Source organism: Paenibacillus sp. FSL P4-0338 (genome assembly GCF_038002365.1).
Classification (GTDB): Bacteria; Bacillota; Bacilli; order Paenibacillales; family Paenibacillaceae; genus Paenibacillus_AQ.
In genome coordinates this window covers 1,243,044-1,265,104 of record NZ_JBBOCG010000002.1, presented here as the reverse complement: position 1 = coordinate 1,265,104, position 22,061 = coordinate 1,243,044, and the positions used below count along the sequence as shown (strand labels likewise).

General features: G+C 53.0%; 23 protein-coding genes. 5 read left to right on the top strand and 18 right to left on the bottom strand.

All coding sequences use genetic code 11. The annotated features are described in order from the left end of the window. The 6 genes from MKZ07_RS29400 to MKZ07_RS29375 all read right to left on the bottom strand — a co-directional run bounded on the left by MKZ07_RS29400 (position 1) and on the right by MKZ07_RS29375 (position 6,049). Positions 1-282, bottom strand: a complete 282-nt coding sequence (locus MKZ07_RS29400) for a CopG family ribbon-helix-helix protein (protein WP_036697455.1) — start codon at positions 280-282, stop codon at positions 1-3. A 211-nt stretch (positions 283-493) separates the two neighbouring features. Then, entirely contained in the window at positions 494-1,675 is a 1,182-nt protein-coding gene (gene alr / locus MKZ07_RS29395) for an alanine racemase (RefSeq protein ID WP_036697334.1), read from the bottom strand. A gap of 181 nt (positions 1,676-1,856) precedes the next feature. Next, on the bottom strand, positions 1,857-2,939 hold the full coding sequence (locus MKZ07_RS29390) for a LolA family protein (RefSeq protein ID WP_341029065.1): 1,083 nt from the start codon (positions 2,937-2,939) through the stop codon (positions 1,857-1,859). 227 nt (positions 2,940-3,166) lie between these two features. Then, positions 3,167-4,075 (bottom strand): DUF4367 domain-containing protein, encoded by a 909-nt coding sequence (locus MKZ07_RS29385; RefSeq protein WP_051493808.1) that lies wholly within the window; start codon positions 4,073-4,075, stop codon positions 3,167-3,169. Continuing rightward, entirely contained in the window at positions 4,072-4,635 is a 564-nt protein-coding gene (locus MKZ07_RS29380) for a sigma-70 family RNA polymerase sigma factor (protein ID WP_341029063.1), read from the bottom strand. Before MKZ07_RS29380 ends, MKZ07_RS29385 begins: the two co-directional genes overlap by 4 nt. 193 nt (positions 4,636-4,828) lie before the next feature. Beyond that, on the bottom strand, positions 4,829-6,049 hold the full coding sequence (locus tag MKZ07_RS29375; protein ID WP_083678243.1) for an MFS transporter: 1,221 nt from the start codon (positions 6,047-6,049) through the stop codon (positions 4,829-4,831). Positions 6,050-6,201: 152 nt separating this feature from the next. Here MKZ07_RS29375 and MKZ07_RS29370 point away from each other — a divergent pair, with 152 nt between their 5' ends. Next, complete coding sequence (locus MKZ07_RS29370) at positions 6,202-6,777, top strand: TetR/AcrR family transcriptional regulator (protein ID WP_341029061.1); 576 nt, start codon at positions 6,202-6,204, stop codon at positions 6,775-6,777. 95 nt (positions 6,778-6,872) lie between these two features. Here the strand turns inward: MKZ07_RS29370 and MKZ07_RS29365 are convergent, their stop codons facing one another. After that, positions 6,873-7,517: a DUF3600 domain-containing protein gene (locus tag MKZ07_RS29365; protein ID WP_341029059.1), complete on the bottom strand. Its 645-nt coding sequence runs from the start codon at positions 7,515-7,517 to the stop codon at positions 6,873-6,875. Positions 7,518-7,620: 103 nt separating this feature from the next. Further along, complete coding sequence (locus tag MKZ07_RS29360; RefSeq protein ID WP_036697352.1) at positions 7,621-8,211, bottom strand: sigma-70 family RNA polymerase sigma factor; 591 nt, start codon at positions 8,209-8,211, stop codon at positions 7,621-7,623. A gap of 182 nt (positions 8,212-8,393) precedes the next feature. Here MKZ07_RS29360 and MKZ07_RS29355 point away from each other — a divergent pair, with 182 nt between their 5' ends. Together MKZ07_RS29355 and MKZ07_RS29350 are read left to right on the top strand one after the other, a co-directional pair. Next, on the top strand, positions 8,394-9,515 hold the full coding sequence (locus MKZ07_RS29355) for a stalk domain-containing protein (protein WP_051493809.1): 1,122 nt from the start codon (positions 8,394-8,396) through the stop codon (positions 9,513-9,515). Between the two features lie 30 nt (positions 9,516-9,545). Continuing rightward, entirely contained in the window at positions 9,546-10,325 is a 780-nt protein-coding gene (locus tag MKZ07_RS29350) for a TatD family hydrolase (RefSeq protein ID WP_341029057.1), read from the top strand. 434 nt (positions 10,326-10,759) lie between these two features. Here MKZ07_RS29350 and MKZ07_RS29345 read toward each other — a convergent pair whose 3' ends face one another. The 8 genes from MKZ07_RS29345 to MKZ07_RS29310 all read right to left on the bottom strand — a co-directional run bounded on the left by MKZ07_RS29345 (position 10,760) and on the right by MKZ07_RS29310 (position 17,749). After that, on the bottom strand, positions 10,760-11,326 hold the full coding sequence (locus MKZ07_RS29345; protein WP_341029055.1) for a histidine phosphatase family protein: 567 nt from the start codon (positions 11,324-11,326) through the stop codon (positions 10,760-10,762). A 48-nt stretch (positions 11,327-11,374) separates the two neighbouring features. After that, positions 11,375-12,658 carry an MFS transporter gene (locus MKZ07_RS29340; RefSeq protein ID WP_341029053.1) on the bottom strand — a complete coding sequence of 428 codons (1,284 nt, stop codon included), beginning with the start codon at positions 12,656-12,658 and terminating at the stop codon, positions 11,375-11,377. Between the two features lie 82 nt (positions 12,659-12,740). Beyond that, positions 12,741-13,895 (bottom strand): winged helix-turn-helix domain-containing protein, encoded by a 1,155-nt coding sequence (locus MKZ07_RS29335; RefSeq protein WP_341029052.1) that lies wholly within the window; start codon positions 13,893-13,895, stop codon positions 12,741-12,743. A gap of 406 nt (positions 13,896-14,301) precedes the next feature. Next, positions 14,302-15,054: a YjgB family protein gene (locus MKZ07_RS29330; RefSeq protein ID WP_036697360.1), complete on the bottom strand. Its 753-nt coding sequence runs from the start codon at positions 15,052-15,054 to the stop codon at positions 14,302-14,304. A 120-nt stretch (positions 15,055-15,174) separates the two neighbouring features. Further along, positions 15,175-15,744 carry an RDD family protein gene (locus tag MKZ07_RS29325; protein WP_036697362.1) on the bottom strand — a complete coding sequence of 190 codons (570 nt, stop codon included), beginning with the start codon at positions 15,742-15,744 and terminating at the stop codon, positions 15,175-15,177. Between the two features lie 33 nt (positions 15,745-15,777). Further along, positions 15,778-16,083: a hypothetical protein gene (locus MKZ07_RS29320; RefSeq protein WP_036697365.1), complete on the bottom strand. Its 306-nt coding sequence runs from the start codon at positions 16,081-16,083 to the stop codon at positions 15,778-15,780. A 21-nt stretch (positions 16,084-16,104) separates the two neighbouring features. Beyond that, positions 16,105-16,689 carry a hypothetical protein gene (locus tag MKZ07_RS29315; protein ID WP_235218489.1) on the bottom strand — a complete coding sequence of 195 codons (585 nt, stop codon included), beginning with the start codon at positions 16,687-16,689 and terminating at the stop codon, positions 16,105-16,107. A gap of 154 nt (positions 16,690-16,843) precedes the next feature. Next, positions 16,844-17,749, bottom strand: a complete 906-nt coding sequence (locus MKZ07_RS29310; RefSeq protein ID WP_051493812.1) for a L,D-transpeptidase family protein — start codon at positions 17,747-17,749, stop codon at positions 16,844-16,846. 257 nt (positions 17,750-18,006) lie between these two features. On the opposite strand from MKZ07_RS29310, the gene MKZ07_RS29305 reads away from it, so the two are divergent. Further along, on the top strand, positions 18,007-18,564 hold the full coding sequence (locus MKZ07_RS29305) for a hypothetical protein (protein ID WP_063829045.1): 558 nt from the start codon (positions 18,007-18,009) through the stop codon (positions 18,562-18,564). 118 nt (positions 18,565-18,682) lie between these two features. Here MKZ07_RS29305 and MKZ07_RS29300 read toward each other — a convergent pair whose 3' ends face one another. Beyond that, positions 18,683-19,666 carry a sugar kinase gene (locus MKZ07_RS29300; RefSeq protein WP_036697368.1) on the bottom strand — a complete coding sequence of 328 codons (984 nt, stop codon included), beginning with the start codon at positions 19,664-19,666 and terminating at the stop codon, positions 18,683-18,685. Beyond that, a complete protein-coding gene (locus MKZ07_RS29295; protein WP_036697369.1) occupies positions 19,663-20,718 on the bottom strand; it encodes an SPFH domain-containing protein in 1,056 nt (351 codons plus the stop codon). The genes MKZ07_RS29300 and MKZ07_RS29295 overlap by 4 nt, the downstream gene beginning before the upstream one ends. 281 nt (positions 20,719-20,999) lie before the next feature. Between MKZ07_RS29295 and MKZ07_RS29290 the strand changes: the two genes are divergently transcribed. Next, positions 21,000-22,004 carry an ABC transporter substrate-binding protein gene (locus MKZ07_RS29290; protein ID WP_036697372.1) on the top strand — a complete coding sequence of 335 codons (1,005 nt, stop codon included), beginning with the start codon at positions 21,000-21,002 and terminating at the stop codon, positions 22,002-22,004. Positions 22,005-22,061: the final 57 nt, after the last annotated feature.

Genomic DNA, 22,061 nt, shown 5'->3' with positions numbered 1-22,061 from the left:
TTACACCCCGCTTACTAAGCGGCCAAGAGTACTGTCTGCATCTTCCTCTGCGAGAAAAGCCTCGCATGCCATGGTCAAATTAATCTTAGCCATTTCCATATAGCCCCGCTGCATGGACTCGCGGATGGTACGTTTCCTCCGATCGCTCAAGTACAGCTTCATGGCCTGCCTGATCAATTCACTACGGTTAGAGTTCTCCAGTTGAACGATCCCATCTACTTCCTGCAAGAGATGATCGGGCAAGCTGATCATGATTCTTTTGGTGTTCTGCAAATTGGCCACCTTCTCTTCCACCCCCACAAACCTTCTGCCCTTGTGTTCCAGTGTTACAATATACAAGGAATTTTATACAAGGAATATATGCCGCCAGTATATCAAGTATGCTGCATCCCATTATAAACTAGAAATGGCGGTTCGTATAGACTATAAGTCACAAGCTCTACACGGTACGTTCCTTATATTCAGTTCCTGTACTAGGTATCTGGTCAGGGTATTAGGCTTGCAGCAAAGGATTAACGAGGTTGGGTAGCATACCTTGGCGTACATACACGCGCGGTACCCGGTGAGCCAGCATACAGATTACTTCGTAGTGGATCGTCCCTAAATGGAGCGCCAGTTCATCTGCCGTAATCGACTCGGTGCCCTGGCGGCCGATGAGTACAACCTCTTCGCCTGCTTTGATTTGTTCCGCTTCTAGAGCGAAAGATTTGAGTGATACCATACACTGGTCCATGCAGATCGTTCCGACGACAGGAACGCGGCGTCCGCGTATTAGCACCTCCGCTTTGCCTGTTAGCATGCGGGAATATCCGTCAGCGTACCCCACGGGGAGCGTAGCGATGATCTCATCGCCTGCCGTGAAGTACCGGGTGCCGTAGCTGATGCCTGAGTCAGGCGGCAGGGTTTTGACATATACAGCCTGCGTCTTCAGCGTCATTACCGGGTGCAAGGCCACCAGCTCGCGGTTCACCTCAGCCGAGGGGTAGAATCCGTACAAGCTTATGCCTACACGCACCATGTTAATGGATAGTAGAGGTGTATCAATGGCCGTAGCGCTATTGCCCGTATGTATGATCGGGATGGTAATGTTCATGTCCCGAAGCGCCTCCGCCACGCTCATGAAACGTCGGTGCTGCATTAGTGTATAGCTTTTATTGTGTTCGTCTGCTCTGGCAAAATGGGTGAACATGCCCTCCAGCTCCGCCTGTGCCACCGCATGAACCTCAGCGATGAATGCAGGCGCATCCTCCGGCAATAATCCCAGTCTTCCCATTCCGCTGTCAATCTTGATGTGTACCTTCAGCCGGTGCTCCTTCTCTACAGGAAGAGCCCTAACCGCTTCCAGTACCTCCGGTGTGAACAGTGTAACGGTGATATTGTTCTCCCAGGCTACGGCAATGCCCTCCGGTGAAGTATAGCCCAGCACCAGGATAGGAAGTAGTATTCCCGCCTGACGCAGCTCCAATGCCTCATCCAGAAAAGCAACACTGACGTAATCTGCTCCAAGCCGCTCCAGCTCCCGCGTCACCTCCACTGCTCCATGTCCATAAGCATTTCCTTTGACGCATCCCATGAACTTGGTCTCCTGCGGCAATACGCCGCGTAAAGCTTCGTAGTTGGCACGCAAATCATCCAGGTTAATCTCGGCTGCTGTCGGCCGATAGCTTGCCTTCACTTCAGGTCACCTTCTTACATTGTAGTAAAACATCTCTGCCTTGTTCGCACAGATCAGAAGTCTTACTGCCAATGGTAATGCTCGTGAAGGCCGCTGTCAATGTGAGCAATGTGTAGGCAAAAAACGGATACCGCGGGTAGAGGAATGATTCCCACCTTGCGCAGTATCCGCCCACTGATTTTTATTTACCCGATTGTTCCTCCATAGAAGCGGCTATTTGCATCATTTCCGTAACTGGCAGATTTGCGCTTGTAATCCGGTACTCTACACCCTCGCTCATCCAGGTCAGCGTCTGCTGCTCATCTCCGCTAAGCAGGCCTGCCGTGAAGCCCAGATCGACCAGTGTTCCGGGAGCCAGTGACACTGCACGGTCCAGCGGACGGGCTTCCATAATCGTATACTGGTAGACGCCGTCATAGCGGATCAGCACCGCATGGTCCTTGCTGCCTTCAATCTTATTGGTGTCCTTCAGCTTCACACCGGCCGGAATGTAAGCCGGCTCAATGATCCCGAAGTCGCCCAGCTCGGCCGTAACCGGCTCACCGGTCTGTTCACCATCTTCCGAGACCACCGGATTGCCATCCTGATCCACTTCCGCCATCGTATTCTCGGAAGGGCTGCCGGCCGCCATATTCTTCTGCATATCGAAGGAATCTGCTGTGAATTCCGGATCGAACTTGAAGCTGTCGAAGGTCACGTTCACCACAACCTTGGCTTCGGAATCCGATACCTGCACCTGCTTCGGCTCATAGGTCTTTTTGTTCAGCCAGATCTTCTGGCGGACCAGCGCACTGCTCTGATAGTTGGCAGCGACCTCGAACACATAATAATCCCCGTCCTCCACGAACTGCCGGTTGTTGTCTTTGACAATTCCCTTCAGCAGCGTCTGGTACAGATACACCTGACCCTGGCTGTCCGGCCAGTCGCTCTGGAAGCGGAAGCTTTTACCCAGGCTTGGGGTCAGGACGAATACGCCCTCATCATTGCGCAGCACAATCTGCTTCACGTCCTTCTGGACGTTAGACAGGCTGATCCGGTAATACGAAGGATTCTTATACCATACCTCCACCTTGTAATCCTGCGGCTGCTCCCCGGTGTACAAGGTCATCGTGCCTGAGCCCTGATAAGCTCCCTGCTTGCTCTCCAGCTTGTCAGACACTTGATTCAGATCCTTGACCACAGAGGCGGCATCCTTCTTCCCGCACCCCGCCAATACTAAGGCCACGCTCATAATGATCGCGAGTACCCATGTTATCCGGCGCATGACATCATCCCCTTAACCTGTTTTGAATGCATTGATTAGTACATGTCTATGAAGGACTTGGCCTCAATATGCAGACGGGCATGACAAGCTTGAAGAATAGTAGAGACGCTATTACAAAAAAGCACCAGCCCGCAATCCCCGCCACGCTCTGGGGTTGCAGTCTGGTGCTCTGATTCATCCTATGCCTGCCTATGCCTCATACCTGTTCCTTTATCCGCTCCTCAGGCTTACCAGTTAATGGACTCTGCGATCTTCAGAACCTCAGCCCGGTCAAAGCCACGGGTGCTGAGGCCGTACATCACGCCGCTTGCTTCCCAGTCCAGGCTTCTGTCACTGACCAGAACCGCATCCGTCCCCTTAAGCTTCACCTGCTCCACCTTGTCGTCAGTTGCCATTGAAAAGGCATTCTCCTCATTGGCCAGGCGCAGCTGCATCCAGATCCGCTTATTCTTATCCTTGCTGGTGAAGAACAATTCAACAATCTGCCCGCTTACGCCCTCCTCATCCTTATAGAACTCTCCGTGGTCAAAGGCAAAGCCCTCAGGCAGGTATTCCGGCAGCTTCACCTTGAAGAGGGCGTATTGATCCAGCTTCGCTGCCTCCTTGACGGTAAACTTCTGCTCTGACGCTTCCTTGTCAAGCTGCTCCTGCTCACTCTTCGTAATGGGCTTATCCCCGTCGAAGCGTACGATGGCCTCCCCGGCTGCATTGAAGATGGCTGCAGGCATGGGGTTAAATGAGGTGACGGGATTCCCCTGCTTATCAAATATCTTGCCCTTCCAGGCTTCCGGAAACTCCGTAGGGTGGCTTCCGTCCATCTGAGCGACCTCGATATGTCCCAGATGGACGGAATTCAGCACACGCTCCAGCATTTCCTGTGCGAACGAGGGTCTCACGAAGGACACGCTCACCACGGCAGCCACCAGCAGTGAAGCTGCAATCATCACCGGACGTCTGATCCGTTGTTTGTTTTTCATTCTATTATCCTCCTGTTGTTTCTGAATGGAGCGGCTTCTCACCTGGCGGAGAACCGCCGCCGGATCGGACTCCCGGGAGAAGTCCTGGCGAGCCAGATAGTCTCCCAGCTCCTGAAGCTCCAGCTCAACTGCATGTTCGGCGCTCTTCTTGTTATTCATAGCTCTTCCACACTCCCTATTTCAGATTTCAGTTTTCGCATGCTGCGATAGAGAATGACTCCGACATTGCTCTCCGAGATTCCGGTAATCCGGGCAATCTCCGTATTCTTCAGATCCGCCCCGAACTTCAGGGCGATGAGGTTACGTTCCTTCGGGCTGAGCGTGTCCAGCGCCACCTGTAGCCTATCGCTGCGCTCTCTGCCTAGGATGAGCGTCTCCGGCTCTTTTTTGCCAGACACCAGCTCCCGGATACTGTCCAGTGAGAAGAAGCGCTGCCGCGCGCGGCTCCGGTAATAATCATTCACAACGTTGCGGGCAATGGCGAACAGCCACACCTCAAGCGGCGCTTTCTCCGGGGAGTAACCGGGCAGCTTGGATAACGTTTTCTCGAACACCTGGCTGGCCAGATCTTCGGCGGTGTAACGGCAGCTCACCCGGTAGGCGATATAGTTGAATATCCGTTTATAATAGGCTTCAAAAACCGCTGCAAACTCAAGCTCTGTCTGTATATGAGCAGGAACTCTATCATGTATCAAAGGCAGCAATGCGCGCTCTTGCATCCTTGTGGCACTCCTTTCCAGGAAGATTCTACTTGGCCAAGTAATTTACATGAGCTAATACGCTCTATCTACCGGATCCATTACATCTCTGAACAAAAAAAAGACAGAGGATCGAAGCTCCCCTGCCTACTGTAGTTTTTTTAGGAATTACTGGCTATGCGGATTATTGCTGAACGCGGCAAGGCTCCTTTTCTCAAGCGTGCTCCTTCTTCCCGGTCAAAAAGTAGATCAGCGCCAGCACTGGCAGTGCCAGTCCGATTAGGGTTGTCAGACTCCAGCCGCCGTAAGCGTAGGCCCAGCCCCCGAGTGATGATCCCACGGCGCCTCCAATGAAGAAGATCGCCATGAACAAGCCGTTCAGCCGCCCCCGGGTCTCATTGCCCAGTGAATAGATCGCCCGTTGTCCCAAGACCAGATTGCCTGACACGCTCATATCGAGCAGAATCGCCGTCAGCACCAGCAGGCCTAGTGTAAGATTAGAGGAATCCCGCAGCAGATAGGCTAGGATAAAGGAGAGAACGGCCAGTGAAATGCCAAGACCGGTCAATAACCGGGTCCAGCCCTTGTCAGCCAATCTGCCCGCAATCGGCGCGGCTGCAGCTCCGCCCACACCAGCCAGGGCAAACAGGGCAATTCCTTGCTGGGACAGATGAAACTCGCTGGACAGGTGCAAGGGAACGGTCGTCCAGAACAGACTGAAGGCGCCGAACAGGCTGGCCTGGTATAGAGCGCGGCGCCGCAGCACCGGCGTGTGCGTGAGCAATGTGCCCAGAGAGCGGAGTAATTGTCCGTATCTCAAGCCGGGAGCGGGCTTCCGGGCGGGCAGAACACGGGATAGGAGCAGCGTCAGCAGCGCAGTAACGACAGCCGAGACCATGAAGATGGACTGCCAGCCCCAGAGTCCGGCCATGAAGCTGGCGACCGGGCGGGCGAACATAATGCCCAGCAGCAGTCCGCTCATTACATTGCCTACTACTCGGCCGCGATCTTCCCCTGTGGCCAGATAGGAGGCATAGGGCACCAGGACCTGCGCTGCTACCGAGCCCAGTCCGATCAGCAAGGAAGCGGCCAGGAACAGCGGTGCATTTGGTGCCAGGATGGACAGCACCAGGGCAGCCACAACCAGAATCAGCGACATCACCGTCAGACGGCGGTTCTCAATAATATCGCTGAGGGGGACAATGAACAGCAGTCCGGCTACGTAACCGATCTGCGTCAGGGTAACGATTAGCCCTGCCGCTCCGGCCGACAGATGAATCGCCTGCCCGATGGGCCCAACCAGCGTCTGGGTATAATAGAGATTCGCCACGATCAGTCCGCAGGATACGGCTAGCAGAAATGTGATCCAGCCGGGAACAGCCTTGGCGGCTTCAGCGGAACCTGCTTGTTGTTGCACCCTAACTCCAGCCTTCATTTGAAACTCCACCTTCCATTTTTTAAATACTGAACGATAAGTTCACTAATTAGTTATGAACAAATAATATACTAAACGTTCAGTATTGTAAATAGGCAGTTTTATGGTATACTCCAATTAGAGTTGAACCAGCACTGTCAGGAGGAATCACCATGGAGAAAAAAAGAGGCCGTCCGCGCAACACAGAGGCCAAGAATGCTATTCTGAACGCTTCATATGAATTATTGCTGGAGACCGGCTTCTGCGCAGTTACCGTGGAGAAGATTGCAGAGCAGGCCCAGGTCAGTAAGGCAACGATCTATAAATGGTGGCCGAATAAAGCGGCGGTAGTGATGGACGGATATCTGTACGCTGCTAACGCCAGACTTCCGATCCCCGATACCGGTTCCGCCAAAGAGGACATTCTGATTCATGCAGGAACGCTCGCACAGTTCCTCACCAGCCGGGAAGGTAAAGTCATTACGGAGCTGATCGGTGAAGGGCAGTCCGATGCCGGACTGGCGGAGGCGTACCGGAGCAGATATTTCGGGCCGCGCCGCCAGGAGGCCTGGAAGCTGTTCGAACGGGGGATTGCCCAGGGGGAACTGAAGCAGGGACTCGATATCGGGAGTTGTATCGACTTGATCTACGGCCCTATTTTTTACCGGCTGCTGCTGACCGGAGGAGAACTGAGCGAAGACTCCGTCAGAGCCCTGGTGTCACTTGCCCTTCAGGCGCTTGAGGCTTGAGGTTCCTCACCTCTGCTGAACAACAACATTTATAACGAGCACCCCCTTTCTAAAAGGGTCCCGCCATTTCAGAAAGAGGGTGCTATGATTGAATTTTAGCGAGTTGCAGGCTTAAACATGTACCCCATCTTTTTCAAATAGGGGTTCAGCTTGTCAAGTAGCGCAGTCTGTTCTGCAATCCTATCATCCGGTATACGATCCAACTGTCTGCCGTCCGGTCCGGTGAGTGACGCATTGTACTCCTTCCATTCCTCTATCAACAGTTGGACATTAGCCAGTTCCTCCCCGCTAAAAGTCTGTTCTGCCTTATCCAGCAACTGGTCACTGAAAGCGGCGAAATCAGAATCCGTCATAGTTGTTGCTGTGAGTGGAGCTGCAGCCTGATCGAGCTTGGTATTAAATGGCTTAACTTCAGCAGCCAGCTCCTTATAGCGTATCAAGTCTGCATCACTCAGCTTATCGAATTGCAGCACGCCCTGCTCATCTGCAATCTGCAGATTATAGACGGCTAACTCATGCAGCAAAGAGGTTAAGGCTTTGAAATCTTCCTCACTCAAGCTGGACTTTGACTGCTGAAGCTTAGCCTCAAGCCGATCATATTGCTGCTGGGTACCCTCAATCTTTGCCAAGTTATCCTGTGAGCCATATAGAGTATCCGCCAGATAGTTATAACCGGCATAAGCTCCGGTAGGAATAATTAAGGTCGCTGCTATTATAGCTGCCACCAGCCATTTTTTCATACGTCTACCTCCTTGTCCTGTTGGAATTCTGTCCAGAATCTTCTCTTTCAGTTCGGGGGGAGCATGTACATTCCCGGCTTCTTCCTGAAGAGCGCACCGTAAATCATGTCCTAGACTCATACAGCTCCTCCACCTTCCCCAATTTGATTGTATCCGCCTGATGCTTCCGTCTTAGCTTCTGCAGTGCGGCATGAAGCCGTGATTTCACCGTCCCGAGCGGGATCTGAAGAATTACCGATATCTCCTCCTGTGAGTACTCATGCAGGTAATGTAGAATAATGACTTGCTTCAGCTTATACGGCAAACGGCTAACCCCTTCGGTAAGTACCCGGTTTGTCATCCGCTCTACGACATCGCTGGAGAAATCCTGTACCATAGTCTCACTGGTCTGCTCCGCTTTGTTCATAATCCGCAGATGTCTCCAGTTTCTGCGCCTGTAAGCATGGACCTGCCTCATCGTGAGCCCCATAAGCCAGGGTCTAAAGGCTTGTGTCCTGTCAAATCTCCTTAGTGAGCGGTGCAGCTCAATATAAATTTCCTGTACAACATCCTCTGCATCTGAAAGCCCGGTAACGAGGAAACGCACGGTCTTATAGACATCATGAATGGTTGCCTCATATAACTCACCGTATGCTTCACGGCTGCCGGCTAGCGTGAGCTTGATGAGCTGCGAGTATGGATCAGTTGTCTTCATCCGTTATTCCCCCTTCAGGCTTACACTATTTATTGGAGGGATTCCGAGTTTTCGTTCGTTTTATTTTTGTTTTTGGGCTGTAACAGGCTTGTCTTATCTTTGTTAACAGAACGTGACCCGCGGGCGGAGTTTTTCATTTATAATACAAGAGATTGGAATTTCCAGACACCGGAGGTTATCTTATGAAAAAATTAATTACTGCTGCCGCTATTGCCCTGCTCCTCGCAGGCCATGCGGCGGGTTCATCCATAGATATTGCCCATTCTGCTGCTGCCCCTCTATCCCTTGTTGTGGACGGACAAGCCGTTCTCCCCGGGGCTCCCCCCTTCCACTCAGGCGGCACATTATACGTACCAGCCCGCACGCTGCTGGAATACTACCCGATAGAGCTGCAATGGAATAACACTCTCAAGCAACTTACTCTGTTCACGAGCTGGGACAAGACTATTCTTACGCCCGGTAGCGCCTCCAAACAAGTGACTTATACGCAAACGGATGGAGGATATCAAGAGGAGCTGGACTCTCCTGTGTTACTGAAGGCAGGCCGTGTATATATCGCGGCAGCTACCTTGGACTCCCTTACAGGAGCTGTTACAGAGCTGAATCCGGGAGGAAGCCGGGTTAACATTACCCCGGGCAGTCTTAGCACAACAGTAAGAGTACCCGCTGCCCCCCTTGCCGTTGCAGAGAATAACCCCAAGGTGAAGCTGTACGCCGCGCTCAAGGACGGCAATACCTACAAAGGATTCCTCCTTGAAGTGAACGGGAAAAAACAGCGCTTCAACTGGAATGTATCCAGAGACTACTCGCACCCGCCTCAGCTCTTCTATGCCGATGTAGATTCGGACGGCAAACCGGAGGTCACGGTTGTGTTCACCCTGGGAACCGGGACCTCGCTGGTCGCACAGGAGGTTCATGTGGTTAAGCCGGAACAGTGGAAGGAAATATCGGTGCCTGCTGCGGACAAAGCAGCCTCTGCTGTAGTATCTTCCAGTATTTCGCTGGATAAGGACGATGTCCTGCTGAAGCTTGAGCTTACAGGACCCAAGCCGTCCAAGGTGACGCTCAGACTCCCGGACCGTGCTGAGGACGGCATGAAGTATTTCGGCAGCAAAGCGGCCATTGGCGCAGTGACCTACTACTCCGTAGAGAATAACAAGCTGCTCGCAGATACCAGCCTGATGGTCGGGACGACCGAGAGTGTCGGTACCCTGAAGCTGGAGTATAAGGCAGGCAAGACGGGGATGGAGCTGGGGTCTATTGCTTTTGAGCCGGATGAACGCGGTGAAGCCATTGTGGAGTAAAAATCCGCCGCTGGAAGGAGAGGCTTGCAAATGATTGATGCCCATATTCATCTAGACCAATACGAGGATCAAGTAGTGTCCTCCATGCTGGAGGGACTGCGGGAGCAGGGCATTGAGGCCCTGATCGCCGTCTCGATGAATCTCGCTTCGAGCAAGCGAACGCTGAAGTTAGCAGCCAGCTATCCGGGCCTCGTGAAGCCTGCGTATGGCTTCCATCCAGAGCAGGCGCTGCCTATGGAGGAAGAGTTGAATTCGCTGCTGAAATGGATTACAGACCATGCGGACAATATGGCCGCTATTGGTGAAATCGGCCTTCCCTACTACTCCCGGGCCGAAGCAATCGCACGCGGTGAGGGCTGGGAGATGGAACCTTATCTCGGACTGCTGGGCAGACTTCTCAGGCTAGCTGCCCATTTAGCCAAGCCGGTTGTACTGCATGCTGTCTATGAGGATGCGTGGACCGTATGCGATCTGCTGGAGCAGCATGGCCTTACGCAGGCCCATTTCCACTGGTTCAAGGGGCCCGCTGCTACCGTTGACCGGATGATTAGCCGCGGTTACTACATTTCCTTCACTCCCGACATCCTCTATGAACCGGAGATTCAGGAGCTGGCACGCCGCTACCCGCCGGAGCTGGTCATGGCAGAGACAGACGGCCCATGGCCGTTTGAAGGACCATTCACCGGACGCACCACCCATCCGGCTATGGTCCATGACGTTGCCGCCGCCTGGGGGGCGCTGCATGGATATTCTGTTACCGAAGCCAGAGCGAAGCTGACGGCGAATACGGTGCGATTTTATGGGCTATAGGTATAGGGCCGCACTAATTATGTAGGACATCAGACCGGATTATGTACAGGCGAAATGCTTAAGTGTATTCGGTACAACTAAATCGTTTGACTTACTGCCGAATAGCCGTTTAGATGTATTTCATATATCTAAAATGCCTCATTATCCGGGATCTCGCCCACTCGGGCAAATTTAGTTGTACAAACTACAGTTAGAAGAGGAAATCCTTCCTTTTGGCTGTTTTTAAATGTATAGAATACAACTATCCCCGAATGTCCAATATGTCCGCTTCGAACCCGGTCTTTGAAGATGTTTCTATTGCAAAGTAAGAAGACGCTGGTAGGCGCGCGCATGATTTTAAGAGGGAAATTCCGGACTATCCGTTTGCGGCCAGCTGACCAAGAAAAGCTAAATAGGCAGCCACCACATTGGTCGGCTGCCTTCTTGAATTTAGCTTACACAGGCATCCGCCGGATCAATACTTCATCATCTTTGAACTCCATGACATAAATATCCGGCTTGGTCGTCTGCAGTAAGAAGTCCAGACCATATTCCGGGGAGAAATGGCCCATCATCAAGGACATCACCATGCCATGGGTGCCGATGGCCACTTTTTTGCCAGCATGGGTCCGCAGAACGTCCTGCAGCGCCTTCACTGCACGTGCCTGGCACTCCCGGTTGGATTCCCCGCCCGGCAGGGCGTAATCCGGATCGGTGTAGATCTTCTGGAGCTCAAGATACAGGTCATCGTCGGTTAGCTGCTCGTTACCCTCCATCCAGACCTTTTCTCTCAGATCATCGATCAGAATGATTTCCTGCTCCAGTTGATCCGCCAAATCCGCAATTGTATTAACCGCCCGGATATACGGGCTGCTGTACAGCACATCTATCCCTTCATCCTTCAGGCATTCTGTGACCCGCAGGGCATCCTCCTCCCCCTTGGGCGACAGGCCGCGCGTCCATTCATCCACCCCGGTACGCAGCGAATCCCCGTGCCTTACCATATAGATATAAGTTGTCATAAGCTCCTCCTGTTCGTCCATACAGAAATTAGTGATCTATCAACCTTCTCAGCTACTCTCTACTGCCGGATGGGCGGCTTCCGCTTTAGACCTTGCCATCGGCCAGAGCTGCCGGCCAAACACCACACCTGTCAGACCCAGAAGCACCTGCAACAAGCCAATGTTGACAAAAATACGGGCCGGACCTGCATATTGCACCAGCACGCCGCCCAGCAGAGGCGCTACAATCATTACCGCGCTGAGTACGGTATTCTGGATGCCGAAGATACGGCCGGTCATGTGCGGCGGGGTTTCTTTTTGCAGACAATAATTGAACGTAACCATAAACATGCCGTTGCCGATCCCCAGCACAAATCCGATGAGCAGCACCCACAGCATCGATGCCCCCGGCCTAAGCAGACCCAGCGCGGCAATCGACCCGCCAATCAGCACGTACCCGAGGCCCAGCTTCCAGCCATACCGGCCTTCGGATTTCAGCTTGTTCAGAATCAGAATAATCAGCACGGCTCCAGCTCCCGTTGCGGCAACCATCCAGCCCAGCAGCGCTTCCCGCTCCGGGGCGAATATCCTGAACAGACTGGTGAACTGAAAATCAACCACCTGAATGACCATTGCTCCGGCAATTCCGAACAACATCGCAGTCAACAGCAGCCGGCTGCGCAACAGAAAGCCCCAGCCTTCCCGCCACATGGTGAGAAGCGGAATCTTACCTTGCTGCGCTTCAGACAGCTTTCTGTCTGCTTCATCCGTGCGGATATTCTTGACAGACAGCAACAGCAGGTAAGAACAGCCGCGCAGCAAGGCATTGAGCAGGATACACCACTGCGGCGTAAGGAAGGCAAGCGCCAGACCTCCAAGCAAGGGACCGGCGATCTTGGAGCCTTGATTGACCAGTCCGTTCAGTGACGAGGCCTGCATTAGCTGGTCCTCCCGGACCAGACTGCGGGTCAGGGACTGCTGGGCTGGCATATTCAGTGTGGACAGTGCTGAACGCAGCGCCAGCAGAGGCAACAGCCAGACCATACTCGGGGCGAACAGCACCAGTAGCGTCAGCAGCGCCGTCAGGAGATCGCAGATGCGCATCAGCTTCAGCTTGTTCAACCGGTCGGCAGCTGCCCCGGCAATCGATCCAAGCAGAATGCTCGGCAGCGCCAACGCTACCGGAATGAGCGCCAGCATCAGCGGCCCGGCCTGCCAGCGGTAACCCACCAGCACCTGAATTGCCAGTGAATCGAACCAGTCGCCGAAGCTCGCCGTGGCAAAAGCGCTGTACACCCGCATATACGTTTTGTTATGAAGCAGGCTGTTCCCCTGCTTGGTTGATTGTTCCATCTGACATTCCTCCAGGTTACATAAGATCGTAGATGAAGCTCCATCTATGATTCTAAAGTAACGGAGAATTGTCAGAGAATTATCATGGGGTCTCCAGCAGCGGCAGCAGGATGTGTTCCAGGGTGTGTTCCAGTCTGGCCAGGCCACAAGCTTCAAGCTCGGCTACAAACAGGCTGTTATACTTTCGGTCCGAGGCACTTCCGCTCACGAACATCCGGCAAAAATGATGAATCTTGTACAGCGCATAGAAGCGCAATGGCACGAATCCCGACATATCCAGCACCTGCAATCCCTCATGGATCAGCCGCTCCCCCTCTATCCACTGTTCACGCCGCAACTTCCAGAGTCCCTTCACGACCTTGTAATTGCCAATCTCCCGCAAAAAAGGCTTGTCCTGCAAAATCCGGCTGACAGCTTCATCCATCCGTTCGAGCTCTTCATCGCAAGCTCCCGCTGAGAGATGGATGAACAGCCCCGTGATTACCGTGACCGGGATGAAATTCTCGAAGCCGGGTTCGGAAATGACCTGGTAGGAACGCGTCAGACGTTCCAGCGCTTTTTCCGGCTGGCCTGCAAGGGTGTACATGTCCAGCATCGTGAGAATCTCCAGCTCCAGCTGCTCCGGCGGGTTCAGCAGACTCCGCGCAATCAGGCGCTCGGCGTACGCCACCTTCTCCCTGGGATCACCAATGAAGAAGTAGAACAGATTGAGGTAAAAGAGTCGGTCCTTTAACGGAATCTCGTCCGTATGAATCAGCCACTCCAAATCGCCCTGGACAAAATGAATAACCATAGAATAATGCGCGTCCAGCTCGTAGCCGAGGATGTCCTGCTGGCGGGCAAGGGTGAGCATGGAGTTCCCCTGGCCGTAGACATGGAACTTCATGAACACCTCTCGCATCGTGTCACGCAGCTCCGGGTCATTCGTTGCCGGATTCACAGCCACGCCCGCAAGGCTGCCCGGGATTGCCAGACTGTACCCGAATCCGCGTATCGTCTTAATGTAAATCCCACCCAGTAGACGCAGCTTCTTGCGCAGCCGGTAGATATGATCGTCAACGGTCCGTTCCACCGGATATTCCATCGGCCACACTTTATCCAGCAGCTGCTCCCGGCTGAAGGTCCGCCCCCGGTTACGGTACAGAAACTGCAGCAGTGCGAATTCCTTGGGCAGCAGCTCTACCGTTAATCCTCCGGCGGATACCTTAAATTCACTTCCGTTCAACTCCAGATGCATGGCCGTGCCTCATTTCTTCTGATTTCTTTCATAAGAGAAAGTATACATCATGCGTTGACTTTATTTAAGTACTCGCAACTGGTTAAGGCGGCCTGGCTCACGCACCAGCGCTTTTTTGATTACATTTCGCCTACGCGCCGTCCCTCGGTCCCATTGTGATCGGTTTTTCGATTACATTTCGCCTACGCGGCGCCTTCGGTCCCGTTGTGATCGGTTTTTCGATTACATTTGGCCTTCGCGCCGCTTTCGGTCCCATTGTGATCAGTTTTCCGATTACATTTGGCCTTCGCGCCGCCTTCGGTCCCGTTGTGATCAGTTTTCCGATTACATGCCTGTAGACCGAAAAATCCCCCTGCAGTTGCTGCTGCAAGGGGATTCATAGTTGCTCTAAGATGCTCTCAGCTGACTAGCCTGCCATATTATTAATGGAGTCCTGCTCCGAGAACACCGAGATATGATCTACCGTCCCTGTGGATTCCGGGATGATGAATTTGAGCTGATACTGCTTGTTGGCCTGATAAATATAGATGTTATGCTCGCCATTCACAGTAGTATCATCCGGCTTGCCGAGGACTTCTTCAATCTGCTCCAGTGTGAGGTTACGCAGGTCTGGGGCGCTGGAGCGCACATCGAAAATCTTGCTGCCCTTATTGAAGCCGATTACCACCTGCTTGCCCGAATATGTGGAATAGATCCCTTTGCCTGCCGATTCCTTGAGGTCCGGCTCTCCCCACGCGGCTTCCACCTCATCAATAAGTCCGGTGTGTGCAGCATATTCGACACCGGGCACCTTGCCCTGCTTGGCAAGCTCCAGCAGTTCCTTCAGCTGCTTGCTCCGTTCCTGCGGGGTGGCGGGAGCTACGGTATCTGCTTCAGCCCCTGCAACCTCAGTAACCGTAGACTCTGATGAGGCTCCGGCTGCGGCTTCAGAGTCAGCAGTTACAGGCTCTGCGCCCGCAGCAGCACCTTCATCTGTACCGGATTCGCTTACCTGCGCACCTTTTGCTGCCGATGAAGCGCTATCCCCTGGCTGCACAGTTGCTGTAGCCGTAGCCGTATTGTTATACGATGGTTCCGTTTTGCCGGAATTACAGGCTGTAAGGCTGAGCATCGCCCCAACGATAAGAATACCTGTGATTGTTCTAATTGCTGTAGTCATGCCGCCATCTCCTTCGTTATGGGAAACATCCTCTTTTGTCTAAACTGTACCCTATGACGAAGTGCCTGTAACAAAGGTTGCAGGCGCAGACCTCCTGATCCAGGTATTATACGCATTGCCTTATGCTATGAATTTCCCTGTCTGATCACGGTCCAGCGCCGTTTTGTTCACCACATAAGTTCGGGCCATCAGATCATGCAGCGCCCGCTTGCGCTGGGTGAATGCGACGAACAGGCAATCCACAATCACTACCCAGCCAAAAAACACATTTATATCGGCCGCAAGCGGACTCCAGTTCACGAGACTGCTTGGTATGGCAGATAACGCCTCGGTATTCAGACTCACAACCACTGCCAGGAAGCTGTTAACAATAAAAAAACTATCCCTGATCAAAGCCTGCCGGAGCACCGGATATCTTCCATTCTCATCAACGATTCTTGCCCCCAGAAGCAGCCTGCCCGGCGTCCCGCCGTATCGGACAACCATAAATATATTGAACACCATAAGCAGTGCAAACTGTATAAAAAGCGGGAATGCTGACCCTGCCGACTCTGCCGCCGGCACTGAAATCCTGGTCAGTAAATAGGTAGGAAGAATAAGAATAAGTGAGTCAATGATATTAATCAGCACTCTTTTCCAAAAGCCTACAAATTCATATACATTAAGCTGCTCCTCGATCCACGGCTCCATACTTTCACCCCTTACGCAAAAGTAGTCCATCATTCATGCCCATATCCATAACCCTGGCAGCACAATCAGCAGCAGCGCAACGGCAATGAGACTCCGGGTCAAACCCGGGTTAAGCTTGCGGTTCTTCTCTGATTGGTACCAGCCTTTGAACTGCCAATAGTTGCGGTACATCACAAAGAACACCAGCAGATTACCAGGTACGGCAGTGTACAGGAAGCCTTCCCTTCCATATGCCATTTTGAATATCCACTGCTCCACGCCTCCTAGCACAAGCAGCGTAAGAATGAGCAGAATCACCAGACGCACCATCTCTACAATAAAAGTTGCCAATTTGCCCATGATGTCCTCCCGTATAATTAATCACTCGTTCCCAGCACACTCTTCCCCTGCACATACCTGCACATACCTGCCCACATGCTGCAAAATCTCACGATTCTGCTGCACGATGATCCGCTTAGCCTGATACTCCTCGGTTAATGCCATGATTGCAGGAATACCCTCCCTCCTGAAGCTGCGGTTCCATTCCAGCAGCATGATCCGGAGATACTTGAACGACTGCTTATAATTCCCCTGCTCCAGCCCCAGTCTGGTCTTCATGAACCTGCGGATGACCCGGGCATCCTGTACATAAGCCTTAGGCTGAATCAGAAAAATCAGATCCGCTTGCCGGAAGCTTTCTGTTCCCCATTTGTAATGTACGCCCTCTATAATCCACGACTCCGCATCCATAGCTTCCGCGAGCTTGGCATCCCGCACCTCCGGGGAGTTCTTGGTATTGTCCCTGCGATCCCAGACAAAATTATCCGTCTCATAGCAAGGAATTCCGTAACTTTGAGCTAATTTCCGGGCGATATATGTCTTCCCGCTCCCGCAGCCGCCTATAATCCGTACTCTAATCTTCAGTCCCTCCCCTGGAAGATCAAGAATATAACAAATCTCTCTCATATTACTATTCTCTATGTATCCTGTCACTCTACTCCACCCGGTTAAACATTTGAAGCCAGCCGATCAATGTTTGATAGGCTGGCTTCTGGAGCCGCAGTGTATGGCGGCATCTTGGTTGGATAATCCCTGGCTGGTGCAGCAGTATCCTGCTGCTTTACAGCTTCACTGCTCCCTCTTTAGCGTTCCAGGTGAACGGCAGGCCGAACAGCGGCGTTAAGCTGCCCAGCGGAATGTACAGGCGGCCGTCTACACTTTTGGAGGCTAGCATCTCCACTGTTTTGCCGTTCACTTTGGCTTTCGTGCTAAGCGGCTTGTGAACTGCTGTATTCTTGCCTATTGTGATGATAAGCGCTCCGGTTCCCGCCTCCTGCATCAGGCTTCCGCCCAGCAGCTTCACGGATTCACTCAGTGGAATATACACCCGCGAATCCTCCAGCAGGAAGGAATTCTTCACTTGCAGCTTCTCCCCGCCCTTGACAAAAGCTCCCGCAATCATTGTAGATCCCATACGGTAGCCGTTCTTCTCGGCAATAGCCGCCATCTCAAGCCCGGAGGTTGTAATGATGACCCGGGTGTTCTTCGCAATCTTCGGATACAGCCAGTGAATATCATCATTGTGCATGCGGATGCATCCGGCGCTGACATATTTACCGATAGAGGATTCATTGTTGTTGCCGTGAATGGCATAGGTGGTGCCGTAAGTGTCATTGACCTCCAGCCCCAGCCAGCGGTCCCCCAGCGGATTGGCCGGATCTCCTCCGGGAATCTTATCCTTGTAGTAGGGTCTGTTCTTGATTTTGACCACCATCTTGAAGCTGCCTTCAGGCGTCAGGCTTTTCGTTTTGCCAGTAGCGACCGGAAAAACCTTCACCAGCTTGCCATCGCTGTAATACGCCAGTTTGTTCGTTTTTTTGTTCACAATGATCAGATCTGAGGAAGACGATGCCGCCGCGGCCGATCCTGTGAAGCATGCGGTCAAAAGCATTACAAATACCAGTGTAAATGCAATGCTTTTGGGAAAATACATTTGAATCCGGCTTGCCTGTTCACGCTGACTCATAGTTGCCCCCACCTCCAGGTTATGGATGATTCTGGATTGTCTTTTCTACATAGACGTTCATTTGCCGCAATAGTTGCACAGCAGCCTGTACCTATTCTTATCAACTCGTCCCGCCCGGAGTGACGCAACGTTTGCAATATTGTAACCGTTCTTGGCGGAAGCGCCTCAATTGCACCCGAGGCATGAATATTCGCCAGTCCCATCAGAGATAATAAGCCCGCATGACCATAACACCCATCTCAAGGAGGCCAAAAATAGTGAATACCAACTCATCTGCACAGATCCGGGAATGCGAGCAAATCGTTCAGCAGCTGATGGCACAGACCCAGCAGGGAACGCAGAATTACCAGCAGCTTCTTCAGCAGGAGCAGCAGGATGCCGCCAAGCTCCAGGAGCTTAGCCAGCATAACAGCAAGGCCATTCAGATGATCCAGCAGGCGCTGCAGGGCCATCAGACCGCGATGCAGCAGCTAGAGCAGATCTCGCAGTCGGTCAGATCGATGGAGCAGTTCCCGCAGACTTCCGGCTTCAATACCCATACAAGCATTCCAAGCTTCAATTCCGGGAACCAGATGGGACTAATGCATTCTATGGGACAGAGCCAACCAATGGGGCAAAGCCACAATACAGGAATGGGAGGGTATAACTCTTCCTTCAGCCCGTCCTTCACTTCAAACAGCCAGCCGGTGAACTCACTGCATAGCCCGATTAATGCGGGGATCAACCACCAGCCGATGCATACGCCAATGCAGACACCAATGTCCGCAGGCTCCTCCTATAACACTCCAATGAATCAGGGACGAAGCTTCCAGTAGGAAGCGCGGGGAGCATATACGATTATATTTCGAAAAAGGGTTCTCTCAGACCGCAGCAGCGGAAGCTGAGAGAACCCTTTTGGCGTACGCGCCCCGCCATGAACGGTCTGCTCTTCGTCTAGACTACCAGCCTGCCCGTCTTCTCCGCCAGCCCAACCGTCGCTTCCACCCCGGAGTTGAACTCCAGATAATCGCTCTCCACTCCATCGCTGAAGATCACGCCGTCCTCCGGCATCTGCGAAGTGATGCGCAGCGGCAGACTGCTGCTGATTCTCCCGAATACCAGCTCTGCTGAAGTCGTCCGGCTTGGAAAAGGCTCCCGCACGGTGAAATACAGCTCGGGATGATTCCAGGCCAGCCCGCTGCCCGCGCTAACTGCGGCAATCTCCGCAGACACCCGGGCTGTCCGTTCAACCTCTGCATCCTTCATTTGTGCGGCACGGCTGACGATTCCTGCGGCTCCGGCGAGCACACTCTTGAGCCAACCCGTGGAGCCCAGGCCAGTCGAGACAATGATGCCGCTGGAGGATTGCTGCTCCAGCTGCCCGTTCAGCTCCAGCTGATACCGGGCTGAGACATGGGTCCGGCGGCCGATGAACAGATCGTTCACCCCGTATAGGCTCTGGCCGTCATTCAGCTCCACCTTGGCAAGGGTAACCTCACGGACCTGGCGCTGGGCGCGCAGCACCTCACTCACCACTTGCCGCACCTCCTTGACCCTGAAGGGCAACAGCACGCCATCCCAGCGCAGCGGATCAGGATTCACCCCGATCAGCGGCTGCTCGTGAAGGTATTTCAGCGTGTTGGCGACCAGACCGTCCTGGCCCAGGACCACTACGGTATCCTCGGCCCCAAAGATGAAATTCGGCACATGCTGCCGCTCCAGCACCTGGAGCCGGCCGATGGCGCTGAGCTCGGTCACTGCGGTCTCCACGGCTTTGCGGTATTGGAAATCCTCGCTTAAGTAGTCGCTGAAATCGGCTCCCAGCCGTTCAATATAGAACTGGGCCTGCTGGATCGTATTGTAGCGGACCACAAGCTCCTCCAGGCGAGTCTTGCGTTTGATCAGTATGATTTTGTTCTCCGATCCCCGGCTGCTCATCGTCCGTTACCTCCTCTGTCTGCTCCGGCTCCGCCTCCTGCGGAACCGGCCATGATTCCTTGCAGCAGATCCGGCGTAATGTTAAGCTGGCCGATCTTCCCGGCGTTCTCCGCCAGCTCCTGGAAGGCGATGGCGATTAGCTTATCCGGGTTCATGCCTACATTCGTCAGCGCCTGCAGGACGTTAGGCGATACATTTTGCAGCGAATTCATTACCGCCGTCAGCTCGTAAGCCTTGGCATCTGCTTCGGCTCTCTTATTCGCTATGGCCAGCTCAATCAGCGCCTGCTTCTTCTCCTCCAGCTCCGTATCAAAAATCAGCTGCTCTTCCTTCATCTCATTCTGCTTCTGCTTCGCTGAACGGTCAGAATCCAGCAGCGCCTCACGCATCTGTCTCTTCTTCGTCTGAACGGCGATCTCCGTATTCAGCTCATTCTCCTTCACCCGCCGCTCCTGCTCGATCGAAGCATTGCGCCGCTCATATAGCGCATTATCCGCGCTGCGGAGCATCTCCTCCCTGGCCTGCGCCTCCAAGGCCCGCAGCGTCTCCTTATTCGGTACAATTGCCAGAATGGACAAGCCCATCAGCTCAATGCCCAGCTTCTCAATCTCCGCACTCTGGCCGATTTCATGAGTAATCATCTTGGCAAGACGTTCACTCGACTGGATAGCCTCCTTCAGCGGGAGCTGCCCGAGCTGCTTCTTGGTCAGGACCTTGGCGATATTAATCACCCGCTGGGCCAGCTTGTGCGGATCGTCGGAGAGATAGGTGTTCTTTTTGAGATTATAGGTGTAGTTAAGGATCTGGGTGGTCTTGCGGTAATCGGCAATCCGGTAGGTCAGCTGTCCCTGGACGGTTACCGTCTGATAATCCGCCGTAATTTCCTCGAACATGAATGGAACATCTATCGAAGAGACAGGCACCACAACCACCGAAGTCGTCGGCGCATAATAATGAAAAGAAAGCCCGACCCCTTCACGTACTACCTTGCCATTCTTCACCTTGAGCACATAATCACTGGGCTGGAATTTCACGAACCGGAATCCGAACATGGTCATTACCTCCTATGGGTTGTATTCTGAGTCATCTGCTAAGCAGAGGGGAACTCAGTTATTAATTAGTTGTTATTATTAATTTATTATTAACAACATCATAGCAGACCATGTTGATATTATCAATATGTTATTAACAAAACAAGCAATTTTTTTGTACAAAATCAATTCCTGCATTGCGTTTTGTCTATTGAGTAACTCCTGACTATAATTTATGATGACTTCAACGAGAATGATTATCATTATTGGTAATTACACTACCTTTGGGAGGCATACATATCATGAACAAGGCAAGATCCACCTTAGCCATCCTGTGCATCATCTTCCTGATGAGCACCTTACTGCTCGGCTGCAGCAGCAATAAGGAGCAGAACAGCCAGGCATCGGCACCTACCGCCGCTCCTGCTGCGGAAGCTACTGCTGAAGCTTCGGCCACGGCTGCGGCTGTAGCTGCAACCCGATCATACACGGATTACAAAGGCCATACGGCGGAGATTCCTGTGCATCCGCAGCGGATTATCTACTCTGGAGAAACGTACGGCGATCTGACCGCAATCGGTGTACAGGCCATCGGCTATCCGCTCTCCATGGCTGAAGGCCAGGTATTCGAGGACAAGCTCACTGGCGTGGAAGATGTAGGATTCCCGATTAACCTGGAGAAGACGATTGAGCTTCAGCCCGACCTGATCATCTATGCCGGCATTGAGGAAGCAGATTACGAGGCACTGTCCAAAATTGCTCCAACAATTATCTTCAACACCTTCGCCCCGCTGAAGGAACGGATGCTGGAAATTGGAGATATCCTGGGCAAGAAGCCTGAAGCGGAGGCTTGGCTGGCACAGTATGCGGCGAAGGAAGAGGCGATGTGGGCGCAGCTTAAGGCTTCGGGCATGAAGGACGGCGAGACGGCTTCCGTCTTCACTTATTATCCGGGAGACCGGCTGTTTGTAATGGCAACGACCGGCCTCTCGCAGGTGTTGTACGGAGAGCAAGGCTTCAAGCCTTCCCCAGCCATTCAACAGGTACTGGACGACGATATGGGCTTTCAGGAAATCTCGCTGGAGGTGCTGCAGGAATATGCCGGGGACCGGATCTTCCTCCTGACTCCGGTAGCGGAAGAGGCTAAGCAATCCACTGATAAGCTGCTGGAAAGCGCGGTGTGGACAAGCCTGCCCGCCGTCAAAAACGGCTTCGTCTACACACAGGACATCATGAAGACCTCCAGTGATGCTACCACAAGAGAATGGCTGCTCGGTGAGATTCCTGCCATGCTGGGCAAGCAATAGTCGCGGTGGCAGACAGACTGAAAAGCAGCTTATCAACGCCTGTTGATAAGCTGCTTT

Coding starts and splice junctions, on each gene's coding strand:
- MKZ07_RS29370 (WP_341029061.1), top strand. CDS start 6,202: ATGGAGAAAAAAAGAGGCCGTCCGCGCAACACAGAGGCCAAGAATGCT.
- MKZ07_RS29330 (WP_036697360.1), bottom strand. CDS start 15,054: ATGACTACAGCAATTAGAACAATCACAGGTATTCTTATCGTTGGGGCG.
- MKZ07_RS29320 (WP_036697365.1), bottom strand. CDS start 16,083: ATGGGCAAATTGGCAACTTTTATTGTAGAGATGGTGCGTCTGGTGATT.
- MKZ07_RS29345 (WP_341029055.1), bottom strand. CDS start 11,326: ATGACAACTTATATCTATATGGTAAGGCACGGGGATTCGCTGCGTACC.
- MKZ07_RS29360 (WP_036697352.1), bottom strand. CDS start 8,211: ATGAAGACAACTGATCCATACTCGCAGCTCATCAAGCTCACGCTAGCC.
- MKZ07_RS29340 (WP_341029053.1), bottom strand. CDS start 12,658: ATGGAACAATCAACCAAGCAGGGGAACAGCCTGCTTCATAACAAAACG.
- MKZ07_RS29375 (WP_083678243.1), bottom strand. CDS start 6,049: ATGAAGGCTGGAGTTAGGGTGCAACAACAAGCAGGTTCCGCTGAAGCC.
- MKZ07_RS29335 (WP_341029052.1), bottom strand. CDS start 13,895: ATGCATCTGGAGTTGAACGGAAGTGAATTTAAGGTATCCGCCGGAGGA.
- MKZ07_RS29290 (WP_036697372.1), top strand. CDS start 21,000: ATGAACAAGGCAAGATCCACCTTAGCCATCCTGTGCATCATCTTCCTG.
- MKZ07_RS29300 (WP_036697368.1), bottom strand. CDS start 19,666: ATGAGCAGCCGGGGATCGGAGAACAAAATCATACTGATCAAACGCAAG.
- MKZ07_RS29365 (WP_341029059.1), bottom strand. CDS start 7,517: ATGAAAAAATGGCTGGTGGCAGCTATAATAGCAGCGACCTTAATTATT.
- MKZ07_RS29295 (WP_036697369.1), bottom strand. CDS start 20,718: ATGTTCGGATTCCGGTTCGTGAAATTCCAGCCCAGTGATTATGTGCTC.
- MKZ07_RS29350 (WP_341029057.1), top strand. CDS start 9,546: ATGATTGATGCCCATATTCATCTAGACCAATACGAGGATCAAGTAGTG.
- MKZ07_RS29355 (WP_051493809.1), top strand. CDS start 8,394: ATGAAAAAATTAATTACTGCTGCCGCTATTGCCCTGCTCCTCGCAGGC.
- MKZ07_RS29310 (WP_051493812.1), bottom strand. CDS start 17,749: ATGAGTCAGCGTGAACAGGCAAGCCGGATTCAAATGTATTTTCCCAAA.
- MKZ07_RS29385 (WP_051493808.1), bottom strand. CDS start 4,075: ATGAATAACAAGAAGAGCGCCGAACATGCAGTTGAGCTGGAGCTTCAG.
- MKZ07_RS29380 (WP_341029063.1), bottom strand. CDS start 4,635: ATGCAAGAGCGCGCATTGCTGCCTTTGATACATGATAGAGTTCCTGCT.
- MKZ07_RS29325 (WP_036697362.1), bottom strand. CDS start 15,744: ATGGAGCCGTGGATCGAGGAGCAGCTTAATGTATATGAATTTGTAGGC.
- MKZ07_RS29390 (WP_341029065.1), bottom strand. CDS start 2,939: ATGCGCCGGATAACATGGGTACTCGCGATCATTATGAGCGTGGCCTTA.
- MKZ07_RS29315 (WP_235218489.1), bottom strand. CDS start 16,689: ATGAGAGAGATTTGTTATATTCTTGATCTTCCAGGGGAGGGACTGAAG.